The 25,507-nt window shown below is 45.1% G+C and carries 22 protein-coding genes; 7 read left to right on the top strand and 15 right to left on the bottom strand.

Going from position 1 to position 25,507, the window contains the following annotated elements:
* Positions 1-68: 68 nt before the first annotated feature.
* From menB to ACHFJ9_RS12730, 4 genes are read right to left on the bottom strand one after another with little or no spacing between them, the layout of a single operon-like run.
* Positions 69-935 (bottom strand): 1,4-dihydroxy-2-naphthoyl-CoA synthase, encoded by an 867-nt coding sequence (menB, locus tag ACHFJ9_RS12745; RefSeq protein WP_005390550.1) that lies wholly within the window; start codon positions 933-935, stop codon positions 69-71.
* Positions 928-1,755 carry a 2-succinyl-6-hydroxy-2,4-cyclohexadiene-1-carboxylate synthase gene (gene menH, locus ACHFJ9_RS12740; RefSeq protein ID WP_395357016.1) on the bottom strand — a complete coding sequence of 276 codons (828 nt, stop codon included), beginning with the start codon at positions 1,753-1,755 and terminating at the stop codon, positions 928-930. Before menH ends, menB begins: the two co-directional genes overlap by 8 nt.
* Positions 1,742-3,460 (bottom strand): 2-succinyl-5-enolpyruvyl-6-hydroxy-3-cyclohexene-1-carboxylic-acid synthase, encoded by a 1,719-nt coding sequence (gene menD / locus ACHFJ9_RS12735; protein ID WP_395357014.1) that lies wholly within the window; start codon positions 3,458-3,460, stop codon positions 1,742-1,744. Before menD ends, menH begins: the two co-directional genes overlap by 14 nt.
* The gene (locus ACHFJ9_RS12730; protein WP_006743248.1) at positions 3,457-4,764 is read right to left on the bottom strand and encodes an isochorismate synthase MenF; all 1,308 of its coding nucleotides are present in this window, start codon (positions 4,762-4,764) and stop codon (positions 3,457-3,459) included. The genes menD and ACHFJ9_RS12730 overlap by 4 nt, the downstream gene beginning before the upstream one ends.
* Positions 4,765-4,981: 217 nt before the next feature.
* On the opposite strand from ACHFJ9_RS12730, the gene ACHFJ9_RS12725 reads away from it, so the two are divergent.
* From ACHFJ9_RS12725 to ACHFJ9_RS12715, 3 genes are all read left to right on the top strand, one after another.
* Positions 4,982-6,196, top strand: a complete 1,215-nt coding sequence (locus ACHFJ9_RS12725; protein WP_395357012.1) for a pyridoxal phosphate-dependent aminotransferase — start codon at positions 4,982-4,984, stop codon at positions 6,194-6,196.
* Between the two features lie 90 nt (positions 6,197-6,286).
* Positions 6,287-6,871: a 5'-deoxynucleotidase gene (gene yfbR, locus ACHFJ9_RS12720; protein WP_258684045.1), complete on the top strand. Its 585-nt coding sequence runs from the start codon at positions 6,287-6,289 to the stop codon at positions 6,869-6,871.
* 15 nt (positions 6,872-6,886) lie between these two features.
* Complete coding sequence (locus ACHFJ9_RS12715) at positions 6,887-8,209, top strand: anti-phage deoxyguanosine triphosphatase (protein ID WP_164666890.1); 1,323 nt, start codon at positions 6,887-6,889, stop codon at positions 8,207-8,209.
* 6 nt (positions 8,210-8,215) lie between these two features.
* Here the strand turns inward: ACHFJ9_RS12715 and ACHFJ9_RS12710 are convergent, their stop codons facing one another.
* Entirely contained in the window at positions 8,216-8,830 is a 615-nt protein-coding gene (locus tag ACHFJ9_RS12710) for a tRNA-uridine aminocarboxypropyltransferase (RefSeq protein WP_114322553.1), read from the bottom strand.
* Positions 8,831-8,833: 3 nt separating this feature from the next.
* On the opposite strand from ACHFJ9_RS12710, the gene rrtA reads away from it, so the two are divergent.
* Positions 8,834-9,385, top strand: a complete 552-nt coding sequence (gene rrtA / locus ACHFJ9_RS12705) for a rhombosortase (protein WP_005390532.1) — start codon at positions 8,834-8,836, stop codon at positions 9,383-9,385.
* A 98-nt stretch (positions 9,386-9,483) separates the two neighbouring features.
* On the opposite strand, the gene ACHFJ9_RS12700 is transcribed toward rrtA, so the two are convergent.
* From ACHFJ9_RS12700 to tig, 7 genes are all read right to left on the bottom strand, one after another.
* Positions 9,484-9,768 (bottom strand): ComEA family DNA-binding protein, encoded by a 285-nt coding sequence (locus ACHFJ9_RS12700; RefSeq protein ID WP_054867875.1) that lies wholly within the window; start codon positions 9,766-9,768, stop codon positions 9,484-9,486.
* A gap of 255 nt (positions 9,769-10,023) precedes the next feature.
* Positions 10,024-11,883 (bottom strand): peptidylprolyl isomerase, encoded by a 1,860-nt coding sequence (gene ppiD / locus ACHFJ9_RS12695; protein WP_256954371.1) that lies wholly within the window; start codon positions 11,881-11,883, stop codon positions 10,024-10,026.
* Between the two features lie 201 nt (positions 11,884-12,084).
* Positions 12,085-12,357: an HU family DNA-binding protein gene (locus ACHFJ9_RS12690; RefSeq protein ID WP_005382341.1), complete on the bottom strand. Its 273-nt coding sequence runs from the start codon at positions 12,355-12,357 to the stop codon at positions 12,085-12,087.
* Between the two features lie 191 nt (positions 12,358-12,548).
* Positions 12,549-14,900 (bottom strand): endopeptidase La, encoded by a 2,352-nt coding sequence (gene lon / locus ACHFJ9_RS12685; protein WP_182019035.1) that lies wholly within the window; start codon positions 14,898-14,900, stop codon positions 12,549-12,551.
* A 129-nt stretch (positions 14,901-15,029) separates the two neighbouring features.
* Entirely contained in the window at positions 15,030-16,310 is a 1,281-nt protein-coding gene (gene clpX / locus ACHFJ9_RS12680; RefSeq protein WP_005390528.1) for an ATP-dependent protease ATP-binding subunit ClpX, read from the bottom strand.
* A gap of 70 nt (positions 16,311-16,380) precedes the next feature.
* Positions 16,381-17,007 carry an ATP-dependent Clp endopeptidase proteolytic subunit ClpP gene (clpP, locus tag ACHFJ9_RS12675; protein ID WP_005382347.1) on the bottom strand — a complete coding sequence of 209 codons (627 nt, stop codon included), beginning with the start codon at positions 17,005-17,007 and terminating at the stop codon, positions 16,381-16,383.
* Positions 17,008-17,112: 105 nt separating this feature from the next.
* Positions 17,113-18,420, bottom strand: a complete 1,308-nt coding sequence (gene tig / locus ACHFJ9_RS12670) for a trigger factor (protein ID WP_005390526.1) — start codon at positions 18,418-18,420, stop codon at positions 17,113-17,115.
* 526 nt (positions 18,421-18,946) lie between these two features.
* Here tig and ACHFJ9_RS12665 point away from each other — a divergent pair.
* The 3 genes from ACHFJ9_RS12665 to ACHFJ9_RS12655 all read left to right on the top strand — a co-directional run bounded on the left by ACHFJ9_RS12665 (position 18,947) and on the right by ACHFJ9_RS12655 (position 22,355).
* Complete coding sequence (locus ACHFJ9_RS12665; protein ID WP_395357006.1) at positions 18,947-20,752, top strand: ATP-binding protein; 1,806 nt, start codon at positions 18,947-18,949, stop codon at positions 20,750-20,752.
* 4 nt (positions 20,753-20,756) lie between these two features.
* Entirely contained in the window at positions 20,757-22,094 is a 1,338-nt protein-coding gene (locus ACHFJ9_RS12660) for a sigma-54-dependent transcriptional regulator (protein WP_005390512.1), read from the top strand.
* A gap of 78 nt (positions 22,095-22,172) precedes the next feature.
* Positions 22,173-22,355: a hypothetical protein gene (locus tag ACHFJ9_RS12655; RefSeq protein ID WP_031780150.1), complete on the top strand. Its 183-nt coding sequence runs from the start codon at positions 22,173-22,175 to the stop codon at positions 22,353-22,355.
* 42 nt (positions 22,356-22,397) lie between these two features.
* On the opposite strand, the gene ACHFJ9_RS12650 is transcribed toward ACHFJ9_RS12655, so the two are convergent.
* From ACHFJ9_RS12650 to ACHFJ9_RS12640, 3 genes are all read right to left on the bottom strand, one after another.
* Positions 22,398-23,759 (bottom strand): TRAP transporter large permease, encoded by a 1,362-nt coding sequence (locus ACHFJ9_RS12650; RefSeq protein ID WP_047009484.1) that lies wholly within the window; start codon positions 23,757-23,759, stop codon positions 22,398-22,400.
* Between the two features lie 3 nt (positions 23,760-23,762).
* Positions 23,763-24,437, bottom strand: a complete 675-nt coding sequence (locus ACHFJ9_RS12645) for a TRAP transporter small permease (protein ID WP_395357003.1) — start codon at positions 24,435-24,437, stop codon at positions 23,763-23,765.
* Between the two features lie 70 nt (positions 24,438-24,507).
* The gene (locus ACHFJ9_RS12640; protein WP_005390503.1) at positions 24,508-25,506 is read right to left on the bottom strand and encodes a TRAP transporter substrate-binding protein; all 999 of its coding nucleotides are present in this window, start codon (positions 25,504-25,506) and stop codon (positions 24,508-24,510) included.
* Position 25,507: the final 1 nt, after the last annotated feature.

Genomic DNA, 25,507 nt, shown 5'->3' with positions numbered 1-25,507 from the left:
CTCCCAGAGGGCGAGGCGCTCAGGAAAAATGGAACAGAGGAGCTAAAACACTCCTCTTTTTATACGAATTATGGGTTACGAGGGAATTTGTCGAAGTCTGGGCGACGTTTCTCGTTGAATGCGTTACGACCTTCTTGTCCTTCATCGGTCATGTAGAACATCATCGTTGCGTTACCCGCAAGCTCTTGAAGACCGGCTTGACCATCACAGTCCGCATTCAATGCTGCTTTCAGGCAGCGTAGTGCCATTGGGCTATGCTGAAGCACTTCACGACACCAACGAACGGTTTCTTTCTCTAGCTCTTCTAGCGGCACAACCGTGTTGACCAAACCCATGTCTAACGCTTCTTGCGCGTTGTAGAAACGGCATAGGAACCAGATTTCGCGAGCTTTCTTTTGACCGACGATACGAGCCATGTAAGACGCGCCCCAACCACCATCAAATGAACCCACTTTAGGGCCCGTTTGACCAAACTGCGCGTTGTCTGCTGCAATTGTTAGATCACACATCATGTGCAGTACATGACCACCGCCAACAGCCCAGCCGGCAACTGATGCGATCACAGGTTTTGGACAAGTTCGAATATCGCGTTGGAAGTCCAATACGTTTAGGTGGTGTGTACCTTGCTCGTCTTTATAGCCGCCGTAGTCGCCACGGATCTTCTGGTCGCCGCCAGAACAGAATGCGTCTTCACCTAAACCTGTCAGAATGATCACGCCAACACCAGAGTCGTAACGCGCATCTGCCAACGCATCAATCATCTCTTTTACTGTTTGAGGGCGGAATGCATTACGCACTTGTGGGCGTGCAATGGTAATTTTCGCGATACCATCTTCAGATTTATGGTAGTGAATATCCTCGTATTTCTCGCTGCAATCTTTCCATTGAACCGGAGCGTAAAGTTCTTCTTCAGAAATGCCTACTGTTTTAGCCATGGTGATTCCCATTGTTCTCGTTACTCTCACCAAAGTGAGATTGAATTATTTGCTTAATATGCATCGCAAATTGTTGGGGCTGCTCTTGATGAACGTTATGTCCTGCGCCTTCAACTTGTCGATACGCCAACCCGCTACGTTGTGCCAGTTGGCTAAATTTTTGGTCTTTCGCGCCACACAAGTAATACATCGGTATATTCTGCTTTTTCAGTGTGGGCAACAAATACGCCTGCTTGGCTAACGATGTTGCCATCAGCATGCTCGCGACCGCCGAGCCAAGATTATCACTTCGCTTCGCAATTAATGTTTGTCTTTGCTCATGGTTTAGTGAAGAAAACACCGCTTGCTGATACCAATCGTTCAAAACACATTCAAGTGGTTCAGTTTTGAAACGCTTTGCCCAGCGAGCATCATTCTCCAATCTCACCTGTTTCTCTGACTCAGTTTGAAGCCCGAAGTTTCCCCCTTCAACAATTGCGCCCACAATATTGAGATCTGAGAAGCATTGATTGGCAATACCATGCATCGCAATACGGCCGCCCATCGAGTAACCAATCAAAATAAGTGGTTGTTGTGAGGGAAATAATAAAGATAGTGTGGAATTAAGAAGTTTGCAGCAATCATCGAGATCGTTGCACTTTGTAAACTGGCTACGACCATGACCAGGAAGGTCTATAACAATTCGTTCAAACCAAGTCAGCTCATCCAAACAAGCTTGCCAATCAGCACCACTTCCTAAAAAGCCATGCAAAAACACCAGAGTGGGAAGATCACCACTTTGGTGTTTTTCAGTTGAAGAGAGACGCTCAGAGTGAAGCATGCAGGCTCTTATTAAATGCCTTTATCAACTCTGCGGCTTGACTTGGTGGGGTTTGAACTTCCACCAGCAGTGTGCCTTGACCGCTCGACAGGTGCTCGGCAACCATTGCTTGATACATTTCTAACGTAGTTGGCTTCTCATACTTTAAACCAAACTGTTTGGCTGCATGTTCAAACTGATAACCGTGGGGCATTTGGTAGTACGCAGTGCGATGCTCCTGAGGCACCGGTAACATATCGAAAATTGCGCCACCATCATTGTTTGTGACCACAAGTACCGTCGGCAATTTATTGTGAGAAAACAGCGCTAGTGAATTGAGATCATACAGTGCTGATGTGTCACCAATATACATCAGTAACGGATTACCTCTTGCTCGCTGCACACCTGATGCGGTAGCAAACAAACCGTCAATTCCTGACGCGCCTCGGTTAGTGAACACTTCTACATCATCAAGTTTGCCGTACATATCGACAAGTCGAACAAACAAACTGTTACCCAAAAAGACATCAGCGTTTTTAGTGCGCTCGTTGATGTCTGCTGCCAACGCAATTTCGTCAATGGCAGACGCTGAACCAGATAGGAAAGCTTCTTCGATACGTTGATGAACTCGCTTAACTCCATTCGCTAACCTATCAGCCCACCCAGCAAATATTGGCTTCTCAAAGCTAATGCGAGAAACCCAAGTTTGAGGAAGCTCAACCCAGTGCATTTGCGCCAGATGATTTTGGTTATTACGGTCCATACGCGGCGAGATATACCAGTATTGAACGTCTTTATTTTGTTGATTTTGCGAAACTTGTTTATCAATCCACTGGTTCAAACGTTTGGAGATGATTCGGCTACCAAATTGGATAATAAGTTCACAAGATTCAAGCTCGTTTGCGAGCTCGGGAAGTTGAAGCCATACATCGTAATGCGCCCAATCCGAACTGAGACCACTTTGCGGGTCTGCAAGTACCGGCCATCCCATCTTTTGTGCAAATGCCTGCGCCGACTTCGCTTGTTCAAGCGGTAAGCTGCCAATCACAACCAAGCCTTTTTTATCCGCACAAGACGGGATTTTCGCCTGTGACAAGTGGCTAAAACGCTGGGTATAACTACCACTTCCTTTTCGCCATCCGGCTACCGAGTCTAAGTAGGTTTGATAATCCGCTTTTGCACCGTTGGAATACAAAGGCTCTGGAAATGCACAGTTAATATGAACAGCACTGCCTTGCAGTTGCTGAGTAAACATCACTTCGTCAACAGAGGTCAGCAACCAATTAAGCGATGTTGTTAAAGTTGGGCTTGGTAAATTCAAGCTGGCCGAGACATGATGTGAAAAAATACCCAACTGGTTAATCGCTTGGTTTGCGCCACAGCCAACGAGCTCCATCGGACGATCCGCAGTGAGCAGCACCAGCTTTTCACCAGTAAGCCTAGCCTCCGCAACGGCTGGTAATAAGTTCGCCACTGCCGTACCAGAGGTAACGATGATTGCCACTGGCTCTTGAGTAGCTTTCGCTAAACCAAGAGCCATAAAGCCGAGACCACGCTCATCAAAGTGAGTATGAATAGAAAAATTGGACCGCTCTGCCACCTCTAAAGTTAAAGGAGTAGAACGAGAGCCAGGAGCGATACAAACATGCTTAACGCCAAATCGCTGAAGCTCAATCAATATGGTTTCTGACCAAATTCGATTGAGCACCGCTTGGTCATGGTTCATGATGCGACTCCCAACGGGGGGTGATCAGAAATCAGCGTAAGTAACGTCGACATTTTCTTATCAAGTTCCGCCCACTCATGCTCTGCCACAGAACCTGGCACAATACCTGCGCCCGCAAACAGTTGTACTTGGTCACCAAGAACAAGCGCGCTTCTGATCGCGACACAAAACTCTGCTCGTTCATGGCTTATGTAACCCATTGACCCCGCGTACCAGCCGCGTGCAAAGGGCTCATTATCAAGAATAAACTGCATGGATTCTTGTCGAGGTAAGCCAGCAACCGCCGCCGTTGGCTGAAGCGCCGATAACAACTGAACACCGTTTATTCCCGTCTTTAGGCTCGCGTGAATATTTCGCTTGAGGTGTTGCACTTTTCGTAGCCTAACCAAACTTGCCTCGGCCTCCACTTCAACCGCTTCGGAATGCGGTGATAGGCGATCAATAATGTCATCAACTACATATTGGTTTTCATTGAGGTTCTTTTCATCTTGGGATAACCAATTCGCCAACTCCATATCGTGAGTGGCGTTGTCCCCTCGACCAATCGTGCCTGCTAACGCTTCGGTATGAAGTTCGTGCCCTACGCGAGAATACAAACGTTCTGGCGTAGAGCCCATAAAGCTGTGTTTGCTGTCTAAGCTCAGCATGAAATGGAAACTATGATGGTTATTTAAGTAACTCGCTTTCAGCAACTGTGCAGCGCTTAATGTGTTATCAAGCTGCACGGTAGAGCGACGCGCCAATACCACTTTCTTAAAATCATCATTCTTTATACCAGTCAGAACTTTATGAACTAACTCATTCCATTGAGGCTGACTTGGCGTATGAACAATAGAGCGGATGTGAGAAGAAATCGGAGCTAAGGTCGCGACCTCACAAACCAGTTTATGCAGTCCTGCTAGGGTTCGCGCTTTGTCTTCTGAAATATTAACTGCGAGAGACCATTGTTGGTCAAAACGAATTAACTCAATTTGAGGCAAAAAGAAGAAAGAAGGCATACAGCGACGATTCTTCTCATGCTGGCCGTCAAAAGAGCGTCCGCCCCAGACTCGTTGCCCTTCACCTAGAATGGTATAAGCAGGGCCTGGCTCAACAAAAGCGTGTAATTGCCCTAGTGCAACGACCTCTTCACGAGTATCGCGGGACTGCCAGTAGAATTTAGGGAAAAGTGGTTGTGCATCAAGCCAATCAATAAATGAGAAATTAGGTTTCTCGCTCAGGGGCTCGACCAGACGTGTTTGATTGCCTTCCGCTTGCTGAACTCGCTCGATAATTCTCTTTACGGCTTGATGGAACTGTGACAAATCAACCTCGTAGTATGTGAGGATAAATGATAACTGACGGCTACTCTAAGTTTAGACCCAAAGCAAATCAAGGTCGTATGCGATCTTTTGCAAAATCCTGTGATAGCAAACGAGCAAAACTTAACCAGCAAACAGATAATTTACAGATATATATTCTAATAAAAAACAAATTATTGTATTTTAATAAAGAAATTAACGAATTTTTAGGAATTATACAATGCAAAATATCGGGATGTCGTCAAAACTCGATAATGTCTGCTACGACATTAGGGGTCCTGTACTCAAACATGCTAAGCGCATGGAGGAAGAAGGGCATAAAATCCTAAAGCTAAACATTGGTAACCCTGCCCCATTTGGTTTTGACGCCCCTGATGAGATTTTAGTCGACGTGATTCGTAATCTGCCGACTTCTCAAGGCTATTGTGATTCCAAAGGCATTTACTCTGCTCGTAAAGCCGTGGTCCAACACTATCAACGTAAAGGTATCCGCTCGCTAGATGTCGAAGATGTGTATGTGGGTAACGGCGTGTCTGAGCTGATCGTGATGGCCATGCAAGCGCTGTTAAATAATGGCGACGAAATGCTAATCCCAGCTCCCGATTACCCGTTGTGGACAGCTTCAGTTGCACTATCAGGCGGTAAGTCGGTTCATTACCTATGTGATGAAGGTGCAGACTGGTACCCAGACCTTGAAGACATCAAAAAGAAAATCACACCAAAGACACGTGGCATTGTTCTGATCAACCCGAACAACCCGACAGGTGCGGTATACAGCCGTGACTTCCTACTTGAAGTGATTGAGATAGCACGCCAGCACAAACTGATCATTTTCGCAGATGAGATCTACGACAAAGTGTTGTACGACGGTGCAACACATACCTCAGTCGCCACACTCACTGAAGATGTGCTAGTCATGACATTCAATGGCCTTTCAAAAGCCTACCGTGTTTGTGGTTTCCGTGGTGGCTGGATGTTCCTAACGGGACCTAAACACCTAGCTCAAGGGTACGTGAATGGCTTGGAGCTGCTTTCATCGATGCGTTTATGTGCAAACGTACCAATGCAACATGCGATTCAAACTGCGCTAGGTGGATACCAGAGTATCAATGAACTGATTTTACCTGGCGGACGCTTATTAGAGCAGCGCAATAGAGCGTATGAACTGATCAATCAGATTCCTGGTGTTTCTTGTGTCAAACCTAAGGGTGCTATGTACCTCTTCCCGAAAATCGACACAAAAATGTACAACATCAAGAACGATCAGCAGATGGTTTTAGATTTCTTAAAACAAGAGAAGGTCTTACTGGTGCAAGGTTCCGGTTTTAACTGGCCAAAACCAGACCACTTCCGCATCGTGACACTGCCGCACGTTGAAGATCTAGAAATCGCCATTGGACGTTTTGAGCGATTCCTATCAACCTACAGCCAGTAATGAATCACTGGTAGTAATTAGTGCTGATCTCTCATATGCTTAGAGGAACTCCTAGTGAGTTCCTTTTTTACACCAGAAACGGAGAAAGCCATGAAAGAAAGCCATTTTTTCGCCCACCTGGCTCGAATGAAGCTGATCCAACGCTGGCCTTTAATGCGGTCCGTCTCACCAGAAAACGTTTCAGAGCATAGCTTACAAGTTGCTTTTGTCGCTCATGCCCTTGCCCTAATTAAAAACAAAAAGTTCGGCGGCAACCTTAATCCAGAACGCATCGCGATTCTTGCCATGTACCATGACTCTAGCGAAGTATTAACGGGTGACCTTCCAACCCCAGTGAAGTATTACAACCCTGAAATTGCCAAAGAATATAAGAAGATAGAATCGGCAGCGGAACAAAAATTGCTTTCAATGTTACCGGAAGAGTTCCAAGATGATTTTGCCCCCTACCTTCTTTCCCACTCTGCACACAGAGAGGACGCAAAAATCGTCAAGCAAGCCGACTCCATCTGTGCCTATTTAAAATGTCTCGAAGAACTAAGCGCAGGCAATCATGAGTTCGCTCTGGCAAAAAAACGCTTAGACATCACTTTGCAAGAACGTAGAACGCCTGAAATGGATTACTTCCTCAATACCTTTGCCCCAAGTTTCGAATTATCGTTAGATGAAATCAGTTAGCTTACGGAGATAATCGTGTCGTTTGAATTACACCCGCAATGGCAAGAGCGCCATGATGATGAGCATAAAATACGTCGTGACGACCATCGAAGCCCGTACCAAAGAGACCGAGCGCGCATTCTTCACTCGGCTGCATTTCGACGCTTACAAGCAAAAACCCAAGTACACGGCAATAGCTTGGAAGACTTTCACCGCAGCCGGTTAACACACTCCTTAGAAGCGTCGCAACTCGGGACCGGTATCGTCGCCCAGTTGAAGAAAAAACAACCAGAGTTCCGTGATCTATTGCCATCAGACAGCTTAATTGATTCATTATGTTTGGCGCACGACATCGGGCATCCTCCATACGGTCATGGGGGAGAAGTCGCTCTAAACTACGTAATGCGCGAACATGGCGGTTTCGAGGGAAACGCCCAAACCTTTCGTATCGTCACTAAGTTAGAGCCTTATACTGAGCATTTCGGAATGAATTTATCACGCCGCACACTGCTTGGTTTGATCAAGTACCCTGCCCTTATTAGTCAAACACGCTCCGTCAAGTTGCCTCAACCAGCTGAGCATCAACGTAAACTAAAAGCCAAAGATTGGAGCCCAGCTAAGGGCATTTATGATTGTGATAAAGACTTATTTGATTGGGTAATTGCACCGCTTTCTGACAACGACAAGGCATTGCTTAGCCTAATGCGCTCAAAACCAGAATCGGAGTTTGAGCACAGTAAAACGCGCTTTAAATCACTCGATTGCTCAATCATGGAGCTAGCGGACGATATCGCCTACGGCGTTCATGATTTAGAAGATGCAATCGTACTTGGTATGGTGACACGTCAGCAATGGCAAGAAGGCGCAGCAAGTCAATTAGCGGACTGTGGCGACCCGTGGTTTGAAGCACATATCGATTCCATCGGACAGATGCTATTTAGTGGTAAGCATCATGAGCGGAAAGATGCCATCGGTGGTATGGTTAACGCCCTGCTGACCAGCATTTCAATTAAGGCGGTGGATGAGCCTTTCAATAATCCATTACTGTCTTGGAATGCGTGTTTAGAGCCACAAATGGCACGAGCACTTGACGTGCTCAAGCACTTTGTCAGCACCTTCGTTATCCAAGTCCCTCAGGTCCAGATCGTTGAGTATAAGGGTCAGCAAATTATTATGGACATTTTTGAAGCCTTAACAGCGGACCCAGAGCGCTTGCTGCCTGTTCATACAAGAGAACTGTGGTGCCAAGCGAAAAGCGAAAGCAATAAGATGAGAGTCATCGCCGATTACATTTCTGCTATGACCGATGGTCACGCGCAAAAGCTGCACCGTCAGCTATTCTCTTCCATCGTTCTTTAGTCACACTCAACCTTTCAAGTAATTCTTTTCAAATACGCCCGGCGGCATCTGGGCGATTTGGAATTCGATCATCTTTTCAAAGGCATGCATAAGTGGTGTAAAGTCTCTCTCGGGTTCAAGCAAACGAAGCGAATGATAACCTGCCTCGACTGTCGATAAGCTATTCTCAGAGGGCGCTTTACGAATGGTGTAATGCCCTTGCAATTGCTTCGGTAATTGCACGGTTGGGAGTGGATGTAAATTGCTAGAAAGCTGCCACATTTTGTACGCTTTTTTCCACGTCCCATCGAGCAAAATCAAACGTATTTTCTTAGATACACTACGACTCGCTTGATTGATTTCAGAGATGCATCGTGACTGTTCCGATGGGTAAAGAACAAAATGTTGATATGATTCATCCGCCAACAAGTGATTTAAGACATTATCACCAGAAAAGTCCTCTCCTATCAGACAAATACAGTTATCTAAACTCAAATTGAGAATCCGTGCCGTACCAAGCGGACGATGTTCTTCACTCGTGTGCTGAAGAATGATAAGTTCTACCTCGCTTGCCAACGGTACAATCCATTGGCAAATACACGCTTTTTGCGATTTTCCACAACGAGAACAATAACGAGACATAGAGTGAACCTTTATACCTTGCTGAGTATTATCAGCGTGATCTGTTTGATACTTCAATTCGAACCAATGGCAAGCCTAACCGAGTGGCACAGCTACAATATACGCCATGGCGAATGGTGGCGAATCGTAACAGGAAATCTCACACATACCAACTTTGCACACTTAGGGATGAACCTGGCAGGATTGTGGATCATTACTTTTATTTTTCGTCCAAGTACTCGCAACTTCCTTATCGTTTTCTCACTCTTGTGCGCATTTGTTGGCGCAATGAATTTGTTTACCAACATGTCGGTGTACGTGGGATTATCTGGCGTACTACACGGACTATTTGGATTCTGGGCACTCAGAGAAGTCTTTGAAAGCAGAAGAAGCAGCTTGTTGTTGGTCGGCGGGCTTATTGCCAAAGTAGCATGGGAGCAGATCTATGGTCCATCAAGCAGCACTGCTGCGCTTATCGGCGCAAACGTTGCTATTGATGCTCATTTATTTGGCGCACTCGGTGGGTTAACAATGGCTCTAATGGAAAAAGGCTTTCGCCGTCGTTTATTCGGTTAAAAAATCCCGAACCACGAAAGAGGGGTTGGTTCGGGAAAGCAGTAATAGGGAAACAGATATTGTTCTGAATTCAGACTCAATATCTGAAATACATCAAGCTACAGTAAAATGCGGTCTTCGTTTTTCTTAACTGTCGCTTCACCAATGCCTTTTACGCTCTTCAAATCTGCTGCTGTTTTAAAAGGGCCATGCTCCTCGCGGTAGTCCACGATACTCTGCGCTTTCTTCTCACCTATACCTTTCAACATGGTCGCTATTTCTTCAGCAGAGGCCGTGTTGATATTTACGGTAATTTCAATTCCTTCATATTTGCCAGTGGCTGAATCCGCAGCCATGCTAAAAGGTGCAAAAACAAATAAGCACAATGTCAAAATCCATTTCATATTGAACATACAATCTCCAAAATAGTAGGCTAAAACCAGTCATCGGGAGCAAGTAACTACCAAGTTCGTAGTGAAAAGCAACGTGATTATGCATTTAACAAACTTAGATGACCCGATATTCGCAATGACTGGTATCACTTAAACGCGCACTAATTTAAGTAATGCTTATTGATGATTGAAGTTAATAAAGACAAAAATAAAACGGACCGCTTATGCGGTCCGTTTTAGTTAACATGCAAATTACACTAATTGTGCTTAGTTGCTCACAATAAAGTACTCAATGTCAGTGTTTGCGCGCAGTACAGCTAGCACAGATGATAGGTCTTGCTGAGAAGATGCTCGCTGCATTTGCATCGCAACTTGCTCTTCTAAATCACTATCTAGCTCAGCATTTACAGCATCAAGCTCGATGATAACAATGTTACCTTCAAGATCTTTAGACTGACCATATACTGGCTTACCATCGACTGGTTTTGCCATCGCGAATACCGTTGTTGCCAACGGAGAACGGCGATCTACTGTCTCTTGTTCACCAAATGCAAGGTTGTTTTCAGTAAGCACATCTGTCTTACCTTCTTTCAATGCAGCAACAACCTGTGTACCAAGTTCCATCGCATCTTGCTCACCCTTAACGCGAGATAGCTCTGCAATAACCTGATCTTTCACTTCTTCTAGTGGAAGAACCGTCTCATCACGTGCGTCTTCAACACGAACAACAATAATATGTTCAGGTGCAACTTCGATAGCTTCAGAGTTTAAGCCATCTTCTTTTACTTCTGGGCTAAGGATAGCTTGCATTACCGCAGGGTTACGAAGCACTTCAGGTGCGTCAACTTGAGAAATAAAGTCCGTTGTCTTCACTTCTTGGTTAACCGCTTGAGAAGCGTCATACAATGAGTCTGGGTATTCAAACGCTACGCGCTCAAGTTCGCTTTGTAGCTCGTAGAATTGATCAACCGCTTGTTGGTCAACCATTTCTTGTTTGATTTCAGCGGCTACTTCTTCAAATGGCTTCGCCACAGAGTCTTTTAGCTCTTCAAGCTTGATAATATGGTAACCAAAGTCCGACTTTACTAGACCCGACGTATCGCCTGGATTCTTCAACGCGAATGCCGCTTCTTCAAAAGCAGGGTCCATCACATCACGCTCTATCCAACCTAAGTCACCACCGTTTTCAGCGCTGCCAAAATCGTCAGATTTCTCTTGAGCTAGCGTCGCAAAATCTGCACCCGCATTTAGCTCATCTAGGATAGCCTGCGCTTTTGCTTCATCGTCCCCTTCTACAAGAATATGAGCGACACGACGCTGCTCTTCTGAAGAGTATTTGTTTAAGTGCTCTTCGTAGTACTTTTTCACCTCAGCATCAGAAACATTAACTTGTTCCTTTAGCGCTTCAGCAGACAGTTCGATATAAGCGACTTTAACCTGCTCTGGGCGAGTAAAGTTGTCAGGGTTTGCTTTGTAGTACTGTTGAATTTCTTCGTCAGTCAATTCAATGTTTTTCGCAAACTCTGCTAAGTCGATTTTAATCGTGCGAATATCACGAGTTTGAGTGAACAGCTTACCTTCTGCCTGTACTTCACCTGGCAGAATAAATTCACTGTTTTGTAGTGCATTCAGCAGTTGTTCACGAACCAATTCACGACGCATGTACTCAGCAAAAGAGTCTGGCGAAAAGCCTGCACGACGCAGAGAAGCTTGATAGATCTCTTGATCGAACTGACCATTAGATTGGAATTGAGGCATGTCTAGAATCATGCTACGAACTTGGGTGTCGCTGATTCGCAGACCTAAAGCTTCTGCTTGTTGGTCAAGCAACACGTCATTGATCATTCGATCTAAAACGGATTTGCGGAAAGATTCAACATATGCAGGGTCAGCCAGCATTTGAGAGAAGTAGTCACCCAACTGAGCTTGCATACGGTTACGCTCATTTTGGTATGCCATCTCGAACTCACCACGAGGAATCTCAGTGTTACCGACTTTCGCTGCAGAGTTGTTGTTACCACTAACGATGTAGCTACCCACACCTGCAAATACGAAAGACAGGATGATAAGCCCAAGGATAATTTTGACCGCGATGCTATTCACGCCTTCGCGTAGTCGATCCATCATAATTTAACTGCTCTCCACAATTGAAGCCTACTGCTTCTATCTAATAGAAATAATGGCGCAATAATATCAGAAAAAGAAATGCGCATCAGTATGATGCGCATAATTTAAGAAAGTTCGGCTCGAAGTTTGTAAATTTTTGTTCGAAACTTATTGTTTGAGCAAAAGTTAAGCAAATGGCCGGTTACAGAATTAACGCTGTGATTAGTTACAAGCGTCTTTCAGTGCTTTACCAGCTTTAAAAGCTGGTACTTTTGCTTCTGCGATTTGGATTTCTTCACCAGTTTTTGGGTTACGACCAGTACGTGCAGCACGAGTACGAACGCTGAATGTACCAAAGCCAACTAGAGCAACTTGATCACCAGACTGAAGAGTACCGCTTACTGCTTCGATGAATGCATCTAGAGCACGACCCGCTGACGCTTTAGAAATGTCTGCATTTTCTGCGATTTGTTCTACTAACTGAGTTTTATTCACTGTAATTTCCCCTTTGTGTCATCTGTGATTATTTTTGTGATGACTTTCGTTCCATTGTTAAGAAAATATGCTCCATCCCTTATTCGTCAAGGGCTGGCAGCTATCGAAACTAACTTAGCGCCCAAAAAAAACGCTGACAAGCCTTTTTAGACTTATCAGCGTAAACTTTTACTTATTTTTGCTGCACATCACTATTTTTGAGACTCAAACTCAACGCCCGTCGGGTCTCGCTCTAGTGCGACTTTCAGTACTTCATCAATCCACTGTACAGGGATGACTTGCAGATCAGCGATAACATTATCAGGAATCTCTTCCAAATCACGCTCGTTGTCTTTTGGAATTAGCACAGTCTTAATGCCGCCACGGTGTGCCGCAAGTAACTTCTCTTTTAGGCCACCGATAGGTAGGACTTCACCACGCAGTGTGATTTCACCCGTCATCGCTACCTCTGCTTTCACAGGGTTACCTGTCAGAGCAGAAACCAAGGCAGTACACATTGCAGTACCCGCACTTGGGCCATCTTTTGGCGTCGCGCCTTCCGGTACGTGCACGTGAATATCTTTCTTCTCGTAGAAGTCAGTATTGATACCCAGTTTTTCTGCACGAGAGCGAACTACTGTCATTGCGGCTTGGATAGACTCTTGCATCACGTCACCAAGAGAGCCCGTTTGCGTCAGCTTACCTTTACCTGGCATGGATTGAGTTTCAATCGTTAGCAGATCACCACCCACTTCTGTCCAAGCTAGACCTGTCACTTGACCAATTCGGTTACTTTCATCCGCTTTGCCGTAATCGAAACGTTGAACACCCAAGTACTCTTTTAGGTTGTCCATCGTTACCGTGACTGACTTGATGTCTTTATCCAGCAAGATGTTCTTCACGGCTTTACGGCAGATCTTAGAGATCTCACGTTCTAAGTTACGGACACCCGCTTCACGAGTGTAATAACGGATGATGCCAATAATCGCAGAGTCTTCAATGATTATCTCATCCGGTTTTAGACCATTGCGCTTCACTTGCTTATCAACAAGGTGACGTTTTGCAATGTTCAGCTTCTCGTCTTCGGTGTAACCAGATAAACGAATAACTTCCATACGGTCTAACAATGGACCTGGAATGTTCATCGAGTTCGAGGTTGCAACGAACATAACGTCAGAAAGGTCGTAATCCACTTCTAAGTAGTGATCGTTGAACGAGTTATTCTGTTCAGGATCAAGTACTTCTAGTAGCGCTGATGCCGGATCGCCGCGCATATCTGAAGACATTTTGTCGATTTCGTCCAATAAGAACAGTGGGTTCTTCACGCCAACTTTCGACATCTTCTGGATTAATTTACCTGGCAATGAGCCAATGTAAGTACGACGGTGACCGCGGATTTCTGCTTCATCACGTACACCACCCAGCGCCATACGAACGTACTTACGACCTGTAGCGGAAGCAATTGAACGACCAAGAGACGTTTTACCCACACCTGGAGGACCAACAAGACAAAGGATTGGACCTTTTAACTTATTGATTCGGTTTTGAACCGCCAAGTATTCAAGAATACGCTCTTTTACGCGCTCTAGACCGTAGTGGTCTTCATTAAGAATCTCTTCTGCTTTCGCTAAATTTTTCTTAACTTTTGAGCGTTTAGCCCAAGGCACGCTGACCATCCAATCGATGTAGCTACGAACCACTGTTGCTTCGGCAGACATCGGAGACATCATCTTAAGCTTTTGAAGCTCTTGCTCAGTCTTTTCACGTGCCTCTTGAGGCATTTTTGATTCGTCAATCTTCTTCTGCAGCGTTTCGAACTCGTCTGGTGCGTCTTCCATCTCACCAAGTTCTTTCTGAATCGCTTTCATTTGCTCATTCAGATAGTACTCACGCTGAGATTTTTCCATTTGCTTCTTAACGCGACCACGAATGCGTTTTTCAACTTGCAGCAAATCGATCTCTGATTCCATCTGGCCCATTAGGAATTCCAGACGCTCAGTGACATCAACAATTTCAAGTACTTGCTGCTTATCCACCAGCTTCAACGGCATATGAGCTGCAATGGTATCCGCTAAGCGTGCTGCTTCGTCGATACCGTTGAGTGAGGTTAAAACTTCTGGTGGAATCTTCTTGTTTAGCTTAATGAAGCCTTCAAACTGATTAATCGCACTGCGAACAATCACTTCTTGCTCACGCTCATCCAATTCTGGCGTAACAACAAATTCCGCTTCCGCTAGGAAGAAGTCACTCTCTTTAAAGTGATTAATTTTCGCACGTTGCTGACCTTCAACCAGTACTTTTACTGTGCCATCCGGAAGCTTCAGTAGCTGGAGAATGGTGGCTACCGTACCTACTTCAAATAGGTCGTCAACCGTAGGCTCGTCAGTATCAGCTTGCTTTTGTGCCACAAGAAGAACTTGTTTGTTGGTTTCCATCGCCGTTTCTAAACAGCTAATCGATTTCTCACGACCAACAAACAATGGAATAACCATGTGCGGGTAGACCACTACGTCACGTAGAGGTAGTACCGGGATCTCGATACGCTCGGAACGTTCCAAGTTCATATAATTCTCTCTTCCGCTTTCACGTTTACGTATTACTTATCGATTTATATGGGGGCTAATTGTTTGGATTCAATAAGAGAAATAAAAAAAGGAGGTAATTACTTACCTCCTTTTTCATTACGGCTGAATTTATTCTGCTCCAGCGGCCTGATTGTCTGAGTTGCTATAAATAAGCAATGGCTCTGACTCACCATTGATGACGGACTCATCAATCACGACCTTACTTACGTCTGTCGCAGATGGCAGTTCGTACATGGTTTCCAGTAATACGCCTTCAAGGATCGAGCGTAAACCACGAGCACCTGTTTTACGCTCCATTGCTTTCTTAGCGATAGCGCGCAGCGCATCTTCTCGGAACTCAAGTTCGGCGTTTTCAAGCTCAAACAATGCTGCGTATTGCTTGGTTAATGCGTTCTTCGGTTCACATAGGATCTGAATCAACGCTTCTTCATCAAGCTCAGTCAGTGTTGTTGTCACAGGAAGACGACCAATGAATTCTGGAATGAGTCCGTACTTCACTAAATCCTCAGGCTCAACCTGAGTAAATAGCTCACCCACGGTCTTCGATTCGTTTTTAGAACGAACTTCAGCACCGAAGCCAATACCTGTACCTGTTGCAACACGCTGCTCAATCACCTTATCTAGGCCAGCAAATGCACCACCACAGATGAACAGGATCTTCGACGTGTCCACTTGTAGGAATTCTTGCTGAGGGTGCTTACGACCACCTTGAGGTGGAACCGATGCAACCGTGCCTTCGATAAGTTTTAGTAGCGCCTGCTGAACACCTTCACCAGATACGTCACGCGTAATAGATGGGTTTTCAGCTTTGCGTGAAATTTTATCAATTTCATCAATGTAAACGATGCCGCGTTCAGCTTTAGCTACATCGTAATCACATTTTTGCAGAAGCTTTTGGATGATGTTTTCAACGTCTTCACCCACATAACCAGCCTCGGTTAGTGTGGTTGCGTCTGCCATTGTAAATGGCACATCCAAGAATCGAGCTAATGTCTCAGCAAGTAGTGTTTTACCGCTACCTGTTGGGCCAATTAGAAGGATGTTACTTTTACCAAGCTCCACACCTTCACTCGTTGTATCACCATTGCGTAAACGCTTGTAGTGGTTATATACCGCAACTGCGAGCACTTTTTTCGCGTAATCTTGCCCGATCACATAGTCATCAAGGTGTTCACGGATCTGTTTTGGCGTTGGTAACGCTTCAGATTCTTTCTTAGGGAGAACATCCTTGATTTCTTCGCGAATAATATCGTTACATAAGTCGACACACTCGTCGCAAATGTACACTGACGGACCTGCGATTAGCTTGCGAACTTCGTGCTGACTTTTGCCGCAGAAAGAACAGTACAGCAATTTACCGCTGCCACTTTCTTTGCTTTTATCTGTCATTCGCTAACCTCTTAGCCTTTACTCTTCATGAATGAGTGTATATCAATTTTTGCCAAAATGCGCTGGCTAATTACTCGCCGCGGTGGCTTAACACTGCATCCACGATACCGTATTCCACAGCCTGCTCTGATGACATGAAGTTATCACGATCAGTATCGCGCTCAATGACTTCAAGAGGTTGGCCAGTATGTTCTGCTAACAACTTGTTTAGCTTCTGCTTAATGGTCAGGATTTCCTGAGCATGGATTTGGATATCAGAAGCTTGACCCTGGAAACCACCCAATGGTTGGTGGATCATTACACGAGAGTTAGGCAGTACGTAGCGCTTACCTGGCGCACCACCTGCTAACAGGAAGGCACCCATTGAACATGCTTGACCCATACATACAGTGCTAACATTTGGCTTAATAAACTGCATGGTATCGTAGATAGACATACCAGCTGTTACGCTGCCGCCTGGCGAGTTGATGTATAGGAAAATATCTTTATCTGGATTTTCAGATTCTAGGAAAAGTAGCTGAGCCACGACAAGGTTTGCCATGTGGTCTTCCACTTGACCCGTTAAAAAAATCACGCGCTCTTTCAGCAGACGTGAGTAGATGTCGTAAGAGCGTTCGCCGCGGGAAGTTTGTTCAACCACCATTGGTACTAGCGCGTCCATAATTGGCGACATTGCATTTTTTTCTTGGTAGCTCATATTCTTATGTCCCTAAAATAAATGGCCCGGATGATGACTATCATACGGACCATTGTTAGCAGAATAGTTAACGTTAAGTCAACCTTCTACGCAAGATATTGCTTATTAAGCAGCAGGTTGTTGTTGGTTAAGTAGCTCGTTGAAGCCTACTTCTTTCTCAGAAACCTGTGCTTTAGCGATGATCGCGTCGATTGCTTGCTCTTCTAGAGCTACATTGCGCATGTTGTTCATCATTTCTTCGTTTTGCTCGTAGTAAGCAATAACTTCTGATGGATCTTCGTATGCAGTAGCCATTTCTTCAATTAGAGCTTTAACTTTCTCGTCGTCCGCTTTTAGCTCTTCAGACTTGATTACTTCACCTAGTAGAAGACCAACTACTACGCGACGTTTAGCTTGCTCTTCGAACAGCTCACGTGGAAGCTGAGCAGCAGCTTCTGGGTTACCACCGAAGCGTTGTGCAGCTTGTTGACGTAGAACTTGGATTTCTTGCTCGATAAGCGCTGATGGTACGTTGATGTCGTTTTGCTCAACTAGACCGTCAATCGCTTGCTCTTTGATGCGGTTCTTAACAGCTTGCTTAAGCTCGCGTTCCATGTTTTTACGAACTTCAGCTTTAAGTGCTTCAACACCGCCTTCAACAACACCGAACTTAGCAACGAACTCGTCGTTTAGTTCTGGTAGTTCACGAGCTTCAACTTTGTTCACTTTGATTGCGAACTTAGCTGCTTTACCTTTTAGGTTTTCAGCGTGGTAATCTTCTGGGAAAGTCACGTCGATGTCGAATTCCATACCAGCAGTTTTACCTGCGATACCGTCTTCGAAACCAGGAATCATGCGACCAGCGCCCATTTCTAGTGGGAAGTTCTCAGCTTTACCGCCTTCGAACTCTTCACCGTCGATAGAACCAACGAAGTCAATGCTTACGCGTTTGCCATCTTCTGCTGCTTCTTCAACTTCAACCCAAGTAGCTTGTTGCTTACGTAGAGTATCGATCATCTCTTCTACGTCTGCGTCTTTAACTTCAGTTAGCGGTTTTTCAACAGTGATGTTTTCTAGGCCTTTAAGCTCAACTTCTGGGTAAACTTCAAAAGTTGCAGTGAAAACTAGGTCTGAACCTTCTTTGTTTTCTACAGGAGCGAAAGTTGGAGCGCCAGCTGGGTTGATTTTCTCTTTAACGATAGCTTCGATGAAGTGGCGTTGCATAACTTCACCAAGAACGTCTTGACGTACTGCTTTGCCGTACATCTTAGCAACCATTTTTAGAGGCACTTTACCCTTACGGAAACCATCGAAACGACGGTTTTTAGCGATGTTGCGTAGTTCAGCTGTTACAGCGTCTTCGATGTTTGCAGCTGGAACAGTAATGTTTAGACGGCGCTCTAGGCCCTCTAGCGTTTCAACAGTAACTTGCATTATATATAAACCTCTAAAGTGGCTCGGTTTTCCGAGCGTATGAGCGAAACTCAGCGGAGCTTACGCTTCATCCTTGTGTAGTGTTCTGTCCGAACACCTAATTTAAATCGAGTATCGATACTGTTTGTCAGTACCGGACTAATCAGTGATATCTTCGATAAAATTACCAAAGGTATCTCCTATTAGCCTCAGGACAGAATTTTTAGACGCGACATTCTAGCGATCTGTCGCAACCCTGTCGAGCCAATAGCCACTATGTGGACATTGTCTGCGCTAAATTCTCGAATGCTGACCCATTTTTTCTTCAAAAATGCGATTCAAACACCGTCTAAGTATCGTCAGCATATCTAGAATGGGGACAATAGCGACTTTTTCAAGAGAATCGACCGGTTTTTTTATCGAAAAGCCTAAAAAGAGATCTTGCTCTTGTTTTACTCCACAGAGTTGAAAACTAAATCCCTAATCCTCCCTACAAACTATTAACATTTTCTTACGTGACCAAAGGAAAGGTTTAAGGAGTGTAAGGATGTCGCAAAAAAACCGGATTCTGCTGACTTTTTTTGCCTTCTATTTCCTTTGCGCAATCATAGGTGGTCATTGGGTTTGGCAGACTAGTTATCAATCATTGCTTGATAAACACCAGTCCCAACTTGAGCAATTTTCTAGTCATATTAAAAACAAACTCGATAAATACGCCCATATCCCTAACCTTCTGGCTAAAGATGACCCTCTCCATCAAGCGTTACTGCATCCAAATAACAGTGCCCAACTGGAACTCACCAATCGGTATTTAGAATCCGTTAATGACGTGATTGAAGCGGCAGATACCTATTTAATCGATCAATGGGGTACAACAATCGCGGCCAGCAACTGGCGTAAAGAGCGATCTTTTATTGGACGAAATTTTGCGTTCCGCCCTTATTTCAAACAAGCAATCGTTGGGGAACGAAGCCAATACTACGCGCTGGGTTCGACTTCGGGTAAGCGTGGCTACTACTATTCTTATCCGATCATATACGCGGGCGGCGTACTTGGTGTGGTCGTGGTTAAGATGGACTTGAGTAAGATAGAAGACAACTGGCAGCAGCCAAATAGTGTGTTCGTCGCGAGCGATCCGCACGGGATTGTTTTCATGAGCAGCCGAAGCGATTGGCTACTCAAAAGCTTACAACCACTGACTGAGAATGAAAGAAAACAAGTTTGGGCAAGCCGACAATATCTTGATGAGCCAATTGAAACTCTAGGATTGGTGGGCAATGTGGAGGAAACGCATTCTGAGCTAAAACAAGGTTACCCATATAACAAAGGGACCTTGGTGGTCTCTTCGTTGCTCCTACCAGAGCTCAAGCTGACCATCCGTGTACTATCTCCCAAGCAGTCTATCGTCTGGCTCACTATGGGTTACATTTTTGTACTTACTCTTGCATTCACCGTGTTGTTTTTAATTGGCCAGCTCATCTATCACCGTCAACAACGCCACTTACAACTTGAGAGAATTCAGCAAGAGGCCAATCAAAAACTTGAATATCAAGTCATGGCTCGCACCGCAGAATTGCAAGCAGAAATCGCCCAGAGAATTGAAACCGAACAAACACTTCGCCTAACGCAAGACGAACTCGTTCAAGCTGCGAAACTAGCAGTATTGGGGCAAATGTCAGCCAGTATCAGTCATGAACTGAATAATCCACTTGCGGCCATTCGCAGCTTTGCTGAAAACGGCAAGCTGTTCCTCCAAAAAGAAAAATATGAGCGAGTGGAAGATAATCTAACTCGCATCTCAGCCCTCACTGATCGTATGGCAAACATCAGTCAGCAGCTTCGTTCTTTCGCTAAAAAAACCAGTGGAAACGAGCTGGCTCAATCTCGTTTGTTTCCAGTAATTGCCTCAGTCAAAGAGCTGATGAAACCCGCACTTAAATCTGCACGTGTCACGCTAGAAACGCAGGTACCAGAGCACGATGTTGAAGTTCAGATCAATATCATTCAACTTGAACAAGTGTTGGTTAATTTACTGACCAATGCGATAGAGGCTCTCAAAGAGCAACAAGACAAACAAGTACAGTTATCCATAGAGCAAGACGAACATGCCGGTTTGGTTTGGATTCATGTAGATGACAATGGTGCAGGGCTTGGAGATTTCTCACTTTCGGACTTATGTGAGCCTTTCCTAACTACCAAACAAAATGGGTTAGGTTTAGGACTCTCTATCTCGCAACAAATCTTAGCCAGTATGAACGGAAGATTATGTGCCCAAAATCGAGAACAAGGCGGAGCTCGATTTTCATTGTGTTTACCTATCGCTCCTAACAACACAGAACAATCAAAAGGATGAGATCATGTGTCAGGTGTTTTTTATTGATGATGAAGCCGATCTTAGACTGGCAATAGAACAAACGTTTGAATTGGCAGATATCGATGCCACATTCTTTCCAGACGCTGAATCTGCCTTACTCGCCATTAAGCAGGGAGCCGAGCCAGGTGTGGTGATTACCGATATTTGCTTACCCGGTATTTCAGGGATGGATTTACTGAATACCCTTGTGCGCAAAGACACCCATCTTCCCGTGATTATGATTACTGGTCATGGCGATATCTCAATGGCGGTTAATGCATTACACCAAGGAGCGTATGATTTTATCGAAAAGCCATTCCCACCTGAGCACCTAGTTGAAACCGTCAAGCGCGCCATTGAGAAGCGCCAATTAACGGTTGAAAACGAGAAGTTACGCCTGTCTCTCAAGGCAAGTAAAACGCTCGGACCTCGTGTTATCGGAGAAACGTCTAGCATTCAAATGTTACGCGAAACCATTGCTCACATCGCCGATACTGATGCAGATATCTTATTGTTTGGCGAGACTGGTACAGGTAAAGAGTTAATCGCCCGTTCTTTGCATGAACAAAGCTCTCGACGGAACCAAAACTTTGTCGCAGTAAATTGTGGTGCAGTACCAGAGAATTTGATTGAGAGCGAACTCTACGGGCATGAAAAAGGCGCATTTACTGGCGCAGAAAGCCGCCGTATCGGTAAATTTGAATTTGCTCAAGGCGGTACACTTTTCTTGGATGAAATCGAGTCAATGCCAATCCAAGCCCAAATCCGTTTACTGAGAGTACTGCAAGAGCGTGTGATTGAGCGTGTCGGCTCGAATGAACTCTTGCCCTTAGATATTCGAGTAATTGCCGCAACCAAAGTCGATTTGAAACGCGCTGCTGAAGAGGGAACCTTTCGCCAAGATCTTTACTATCGACTGAATGTGGTTACCTTAGATCTCCCGCCACTGCGTGAACGGAAAGAAGACATCCCTGCCCTCTTCCATCATTTCCTATTGGTAGCGGCTTCACGTTACGGTAAAAGCTCTCCTAGCTTGTCATCCCACGACCTCGCCCAACTGATGAACCATGACTGGCCAGGCAATGTTCGCGAGCTAAGAAATGCAGCAGAGCGTTTCGTGCTATTGGGTAAATTAATTCAGTTAGGAGAATCGACTCCGGTTGCCAAGCCTTCTTCAAGTCTTGCAGAACAAGTTGCAGAGTTCGAGAGAGCAGCCATTGAAGGTGCATTACTAGAAAATAACGGCAGCATTAAACAGACAATGGCGCAATTAAATGTGCCTCGAAAAACTCTGTATGACAAAATGCAACGCTATCAAATAGATAAAGAGCTCTATAAATAAAACGATTCCCAAGGATTGGTATTATATCCAACTTGAATCATAATTTTTAATAACTGATTCATCATGGTTGTTACGGATATGAACGAGAAAGTGAGAATACCGATCATTACAGATACCGTGATGGTAGACGGGCAATATCAAGAAGAGAGACGTTCAGGCGAGGAGCGGCGCAAGAATAAAAAGAAGTGGCGAAGCTACGAGCGGCGAGTCCAACCAGACCCTCGTAGGCCTAGCTACAAACCCATAGACGAAGAGGTGTGAATCATCACACCTCTTTTGTTTTTCTTCAAATATCTGGTGCCATTACTTAGTAATGATTTCTGGCCCCATCAAGGTCGTTGGTAACCAAGTCGATACCCATGGCACGTACGTTACAATAATGAGGAATAGGAACATCACCGCCACCCATGGCAGTGCGGCTTTTACTACATTCATCATCGACATTTTGGCGACACCTGCAGTAACAAACAAGTTAAGCCCAACAGGTGGTGTTATCATACCTATCTCCATATTCACCACCATCATAATACCTAAGTGAATTGGGTCGATCCCCAGTGCTATCGCAATCGGGAACACCAGTGGTGCAACAATGATCAATAAGCCTGATGGCTCCATAAACTGACCACCAATCAACAGCAATACGTTCACCACAATCAAGAAGGTGATTGGTCCTAGACCAGCTGACATCATCGACTCTGTGATCATTTGCGGGATGCGTTCTTCCGTGAGAACGTGCTTCAAAATTAACGCATTGGCAATAATGAAAAGCAGCATGATGGTGAGTTTACCCGCTTCATACAGCGTGTGTTTAGTGTCTTTATGAACGAAAGTTTGGAAGATTTTAACGAGCGCAGGTTTAGTGTTTTTCTTGTCTGCAAATGGCCCCATGTCTTTGTATACAAAGTTGGCAATAAAGAACGAGTACACAGCAGCAACTGCAGCGGCTTCTGTTGGGGTGAAAATACCGCCATAAATACCACCGAGAATGATCACCACCAGCAACAAGCCCCAGCTTGCATCCTTAGCTGCATCAAACGTCTCTTTCCAACCGACAAATGGTTGTTTTGGCAGGTTCTTAATACGGGCAGCAATATAGATCGCTATCATCAACATGACACCCGCTAGCAAACCGGGAATCACACCACCGAGAAACATGCGTCCAACTGACACATCGGTCGCGGCAGCGTAAACTACCATAACGATAGACGGCGGAATCAAAATCCCTAGCGTACCTGCGTTACAAATTACGCCGGCCGCAAACTCTTTTGAGTAACCGTTTTTGATCATACCTGCGATAACGATGCTACCTATGGCAACAACCGTTGCTGGAGATGAACCTGACAGCGCGGCAAACATCATACATGCCACAACAGAAGCCATGGCGAGACCACCACGGAACCAACCGACGATGGCAATCGCAAATCGGATGATTCGCTTTGCAACGCCACCTGTCGACATAAAACTTGAAGCTAAAATGAAGAATGGAATTGCTAGCAGAGTGTAGTGTCCAGCAAATGCATTAAACAACGTTTGAGCAACAGACGCCAAAGACGCATCCGAATGAATCAAAAGGAAAAGAATACTGGAAAGACCAAGAGAAACTGCGATTGGCACGCCGACGAGCATGAAACCAATCACCATCAAAAATAGAAATAAGATATCCATGGCTTATTGCTCCTTGCTCTTAGAATTGTCTGAGGCCTTTGGAGCCATAAGATCACCGGCATCACTCATCTCTTCTTGAAGCGCCTCTAGCTCTTCTTCCGCTTCATGTCCTGCAATCAGTCGGTCGAGCTTTCCGGTAGCAATTTGCCATGTTGCCTGAGCAAATCTCAGCGTTAGCAACGCCATACCAAGCGGCAAAGCGAAATAAGGAATAAAACGTGGCAGCTTTTCGTAACGCTCTCCCTCGTTTAACCAATCCGCCATAAACTGAAGCATTTCCGGCATTGGAATATCATCCGTTTCATACCACGCTCGGTCTGTGGCGAACGGATACCAGTAGTTCCAAGAGCCAATTAAAAGCAAAATAGAGAAGGCTAAACAGCATATTGAAGCAAATAACGCCAAGGCTTTTCGTTTGCCCTCTGGCACTATGTTGATGATCACATCAACACCAATATGAAAGTGTTTTTTCACACCGTAAGAAGCGCCGACCAACACCATCCATGCGAACATAAAGACGGTGAGCTCAAGCGCCCAAAGAATATTGTCGTTAAAGACATAACGAAAGATGACATTGGCAAAGGTTAACAAGGTCATGGCACCTAAGAAGAAAGCAATCAAAGTCTCTTCAATGGCATCGGTGATTCGTCCAGCCTTGGCAAAAAAAGTCTGTTCCATAATTACATCACGTCGTCTGTAGGGGAAAAGAGCCCCCTCTAATCGAGAGGGCTAAGCGTGCTAGGCGTTATTATTTTTGGTTAGAAGCCAAAGCGGCTTCAATTAGGTCAGAACCAATGTCTTTTTCAAACTTCTTCCATACTGGCTGAAGTGCAGTGACCCATTCTTGGCGCTGCTCTGGTGTTAACGTGCGAACCACACCACCAGCTTCGATGATGTTGTTTTTGTTCGCCAGGTTCACTTTGGTCGACTCAGCATTACGCTGCGCTGTCACCTCTTGGATGATTGTGTTTAGCTGCTCGCGCTGATCGTCTGGTAAGTTTTTCCAGAAGTCGTTTGACGTCACCACTAGGTAATCCAGAATCCCGTGGTTCGTTTCCGTAATGCCATCTTGAACTTCGAAGAACTTTTTGCCGTAGATGTTTGACCAAGTATTTTCTTGACCATCAATAACCTTAGTTTGCAGGCCACCGTACACTTCTTTGAATGACATTTTTTGCGGGTTTGCGCCTAGCTGTTCAAACTGAGCAACGAGAACGTCCGAAGCTTGAACACGGAACTTAAGACCTTCAGCATCGGCTGGAGAAATGAGCGGCTTGTTGGCTGACATTTGCTTCATGCCATTATGCCAAAACGCAATACCTTGTAGACCACGTCGTTTCATTGAGTTTTTCAGCTTTTCACCGGCTTCAGAGTTTTGGAAGCGGTCAACAGCGTCGACATCGTCGAATAAGAAAGGCAGATCGAAAAGGCGGTACTTTTTGGTGAATTTCTCAAACTTAGAAAGAGAAGGTGCAGCGAGTTGAACATCACCATTTAGTAGTGCTTCCAACACCTTATCATCATCGTAAAGCGTTGAGTTCGGAAACACCTGCATACAGACTTTACCGTTCATCTCTTCGTTAACGCGTTTTTCAAGTAACGAAGCCGCAATACCTTTTGGGTGTTTGTCCGCGTTCGTTACATGGCTGAACTTGATGACCGTTTCACCTGGGTCACAATTCGCGGCAGCGTTAAAGCTCGTTACAGCAAGCGCAGAGACAGATAGTAGAGTTAGAGGCTTAAACATT

Source organism: Vibrio sp. D3, assembly GCF_043995865.1.
GTDB classification, from domain to species: Bacteria; Pseudomonadota; Gammaproteobacteria; order Enterobacterales; family Vibrionaceae; genus Vibrio; species Vibrio diabolicus.
Note: the sequence above shows the minus strand (reverse complement) of the source record. Positions and strands in the feature narration are given on the sequence as shown.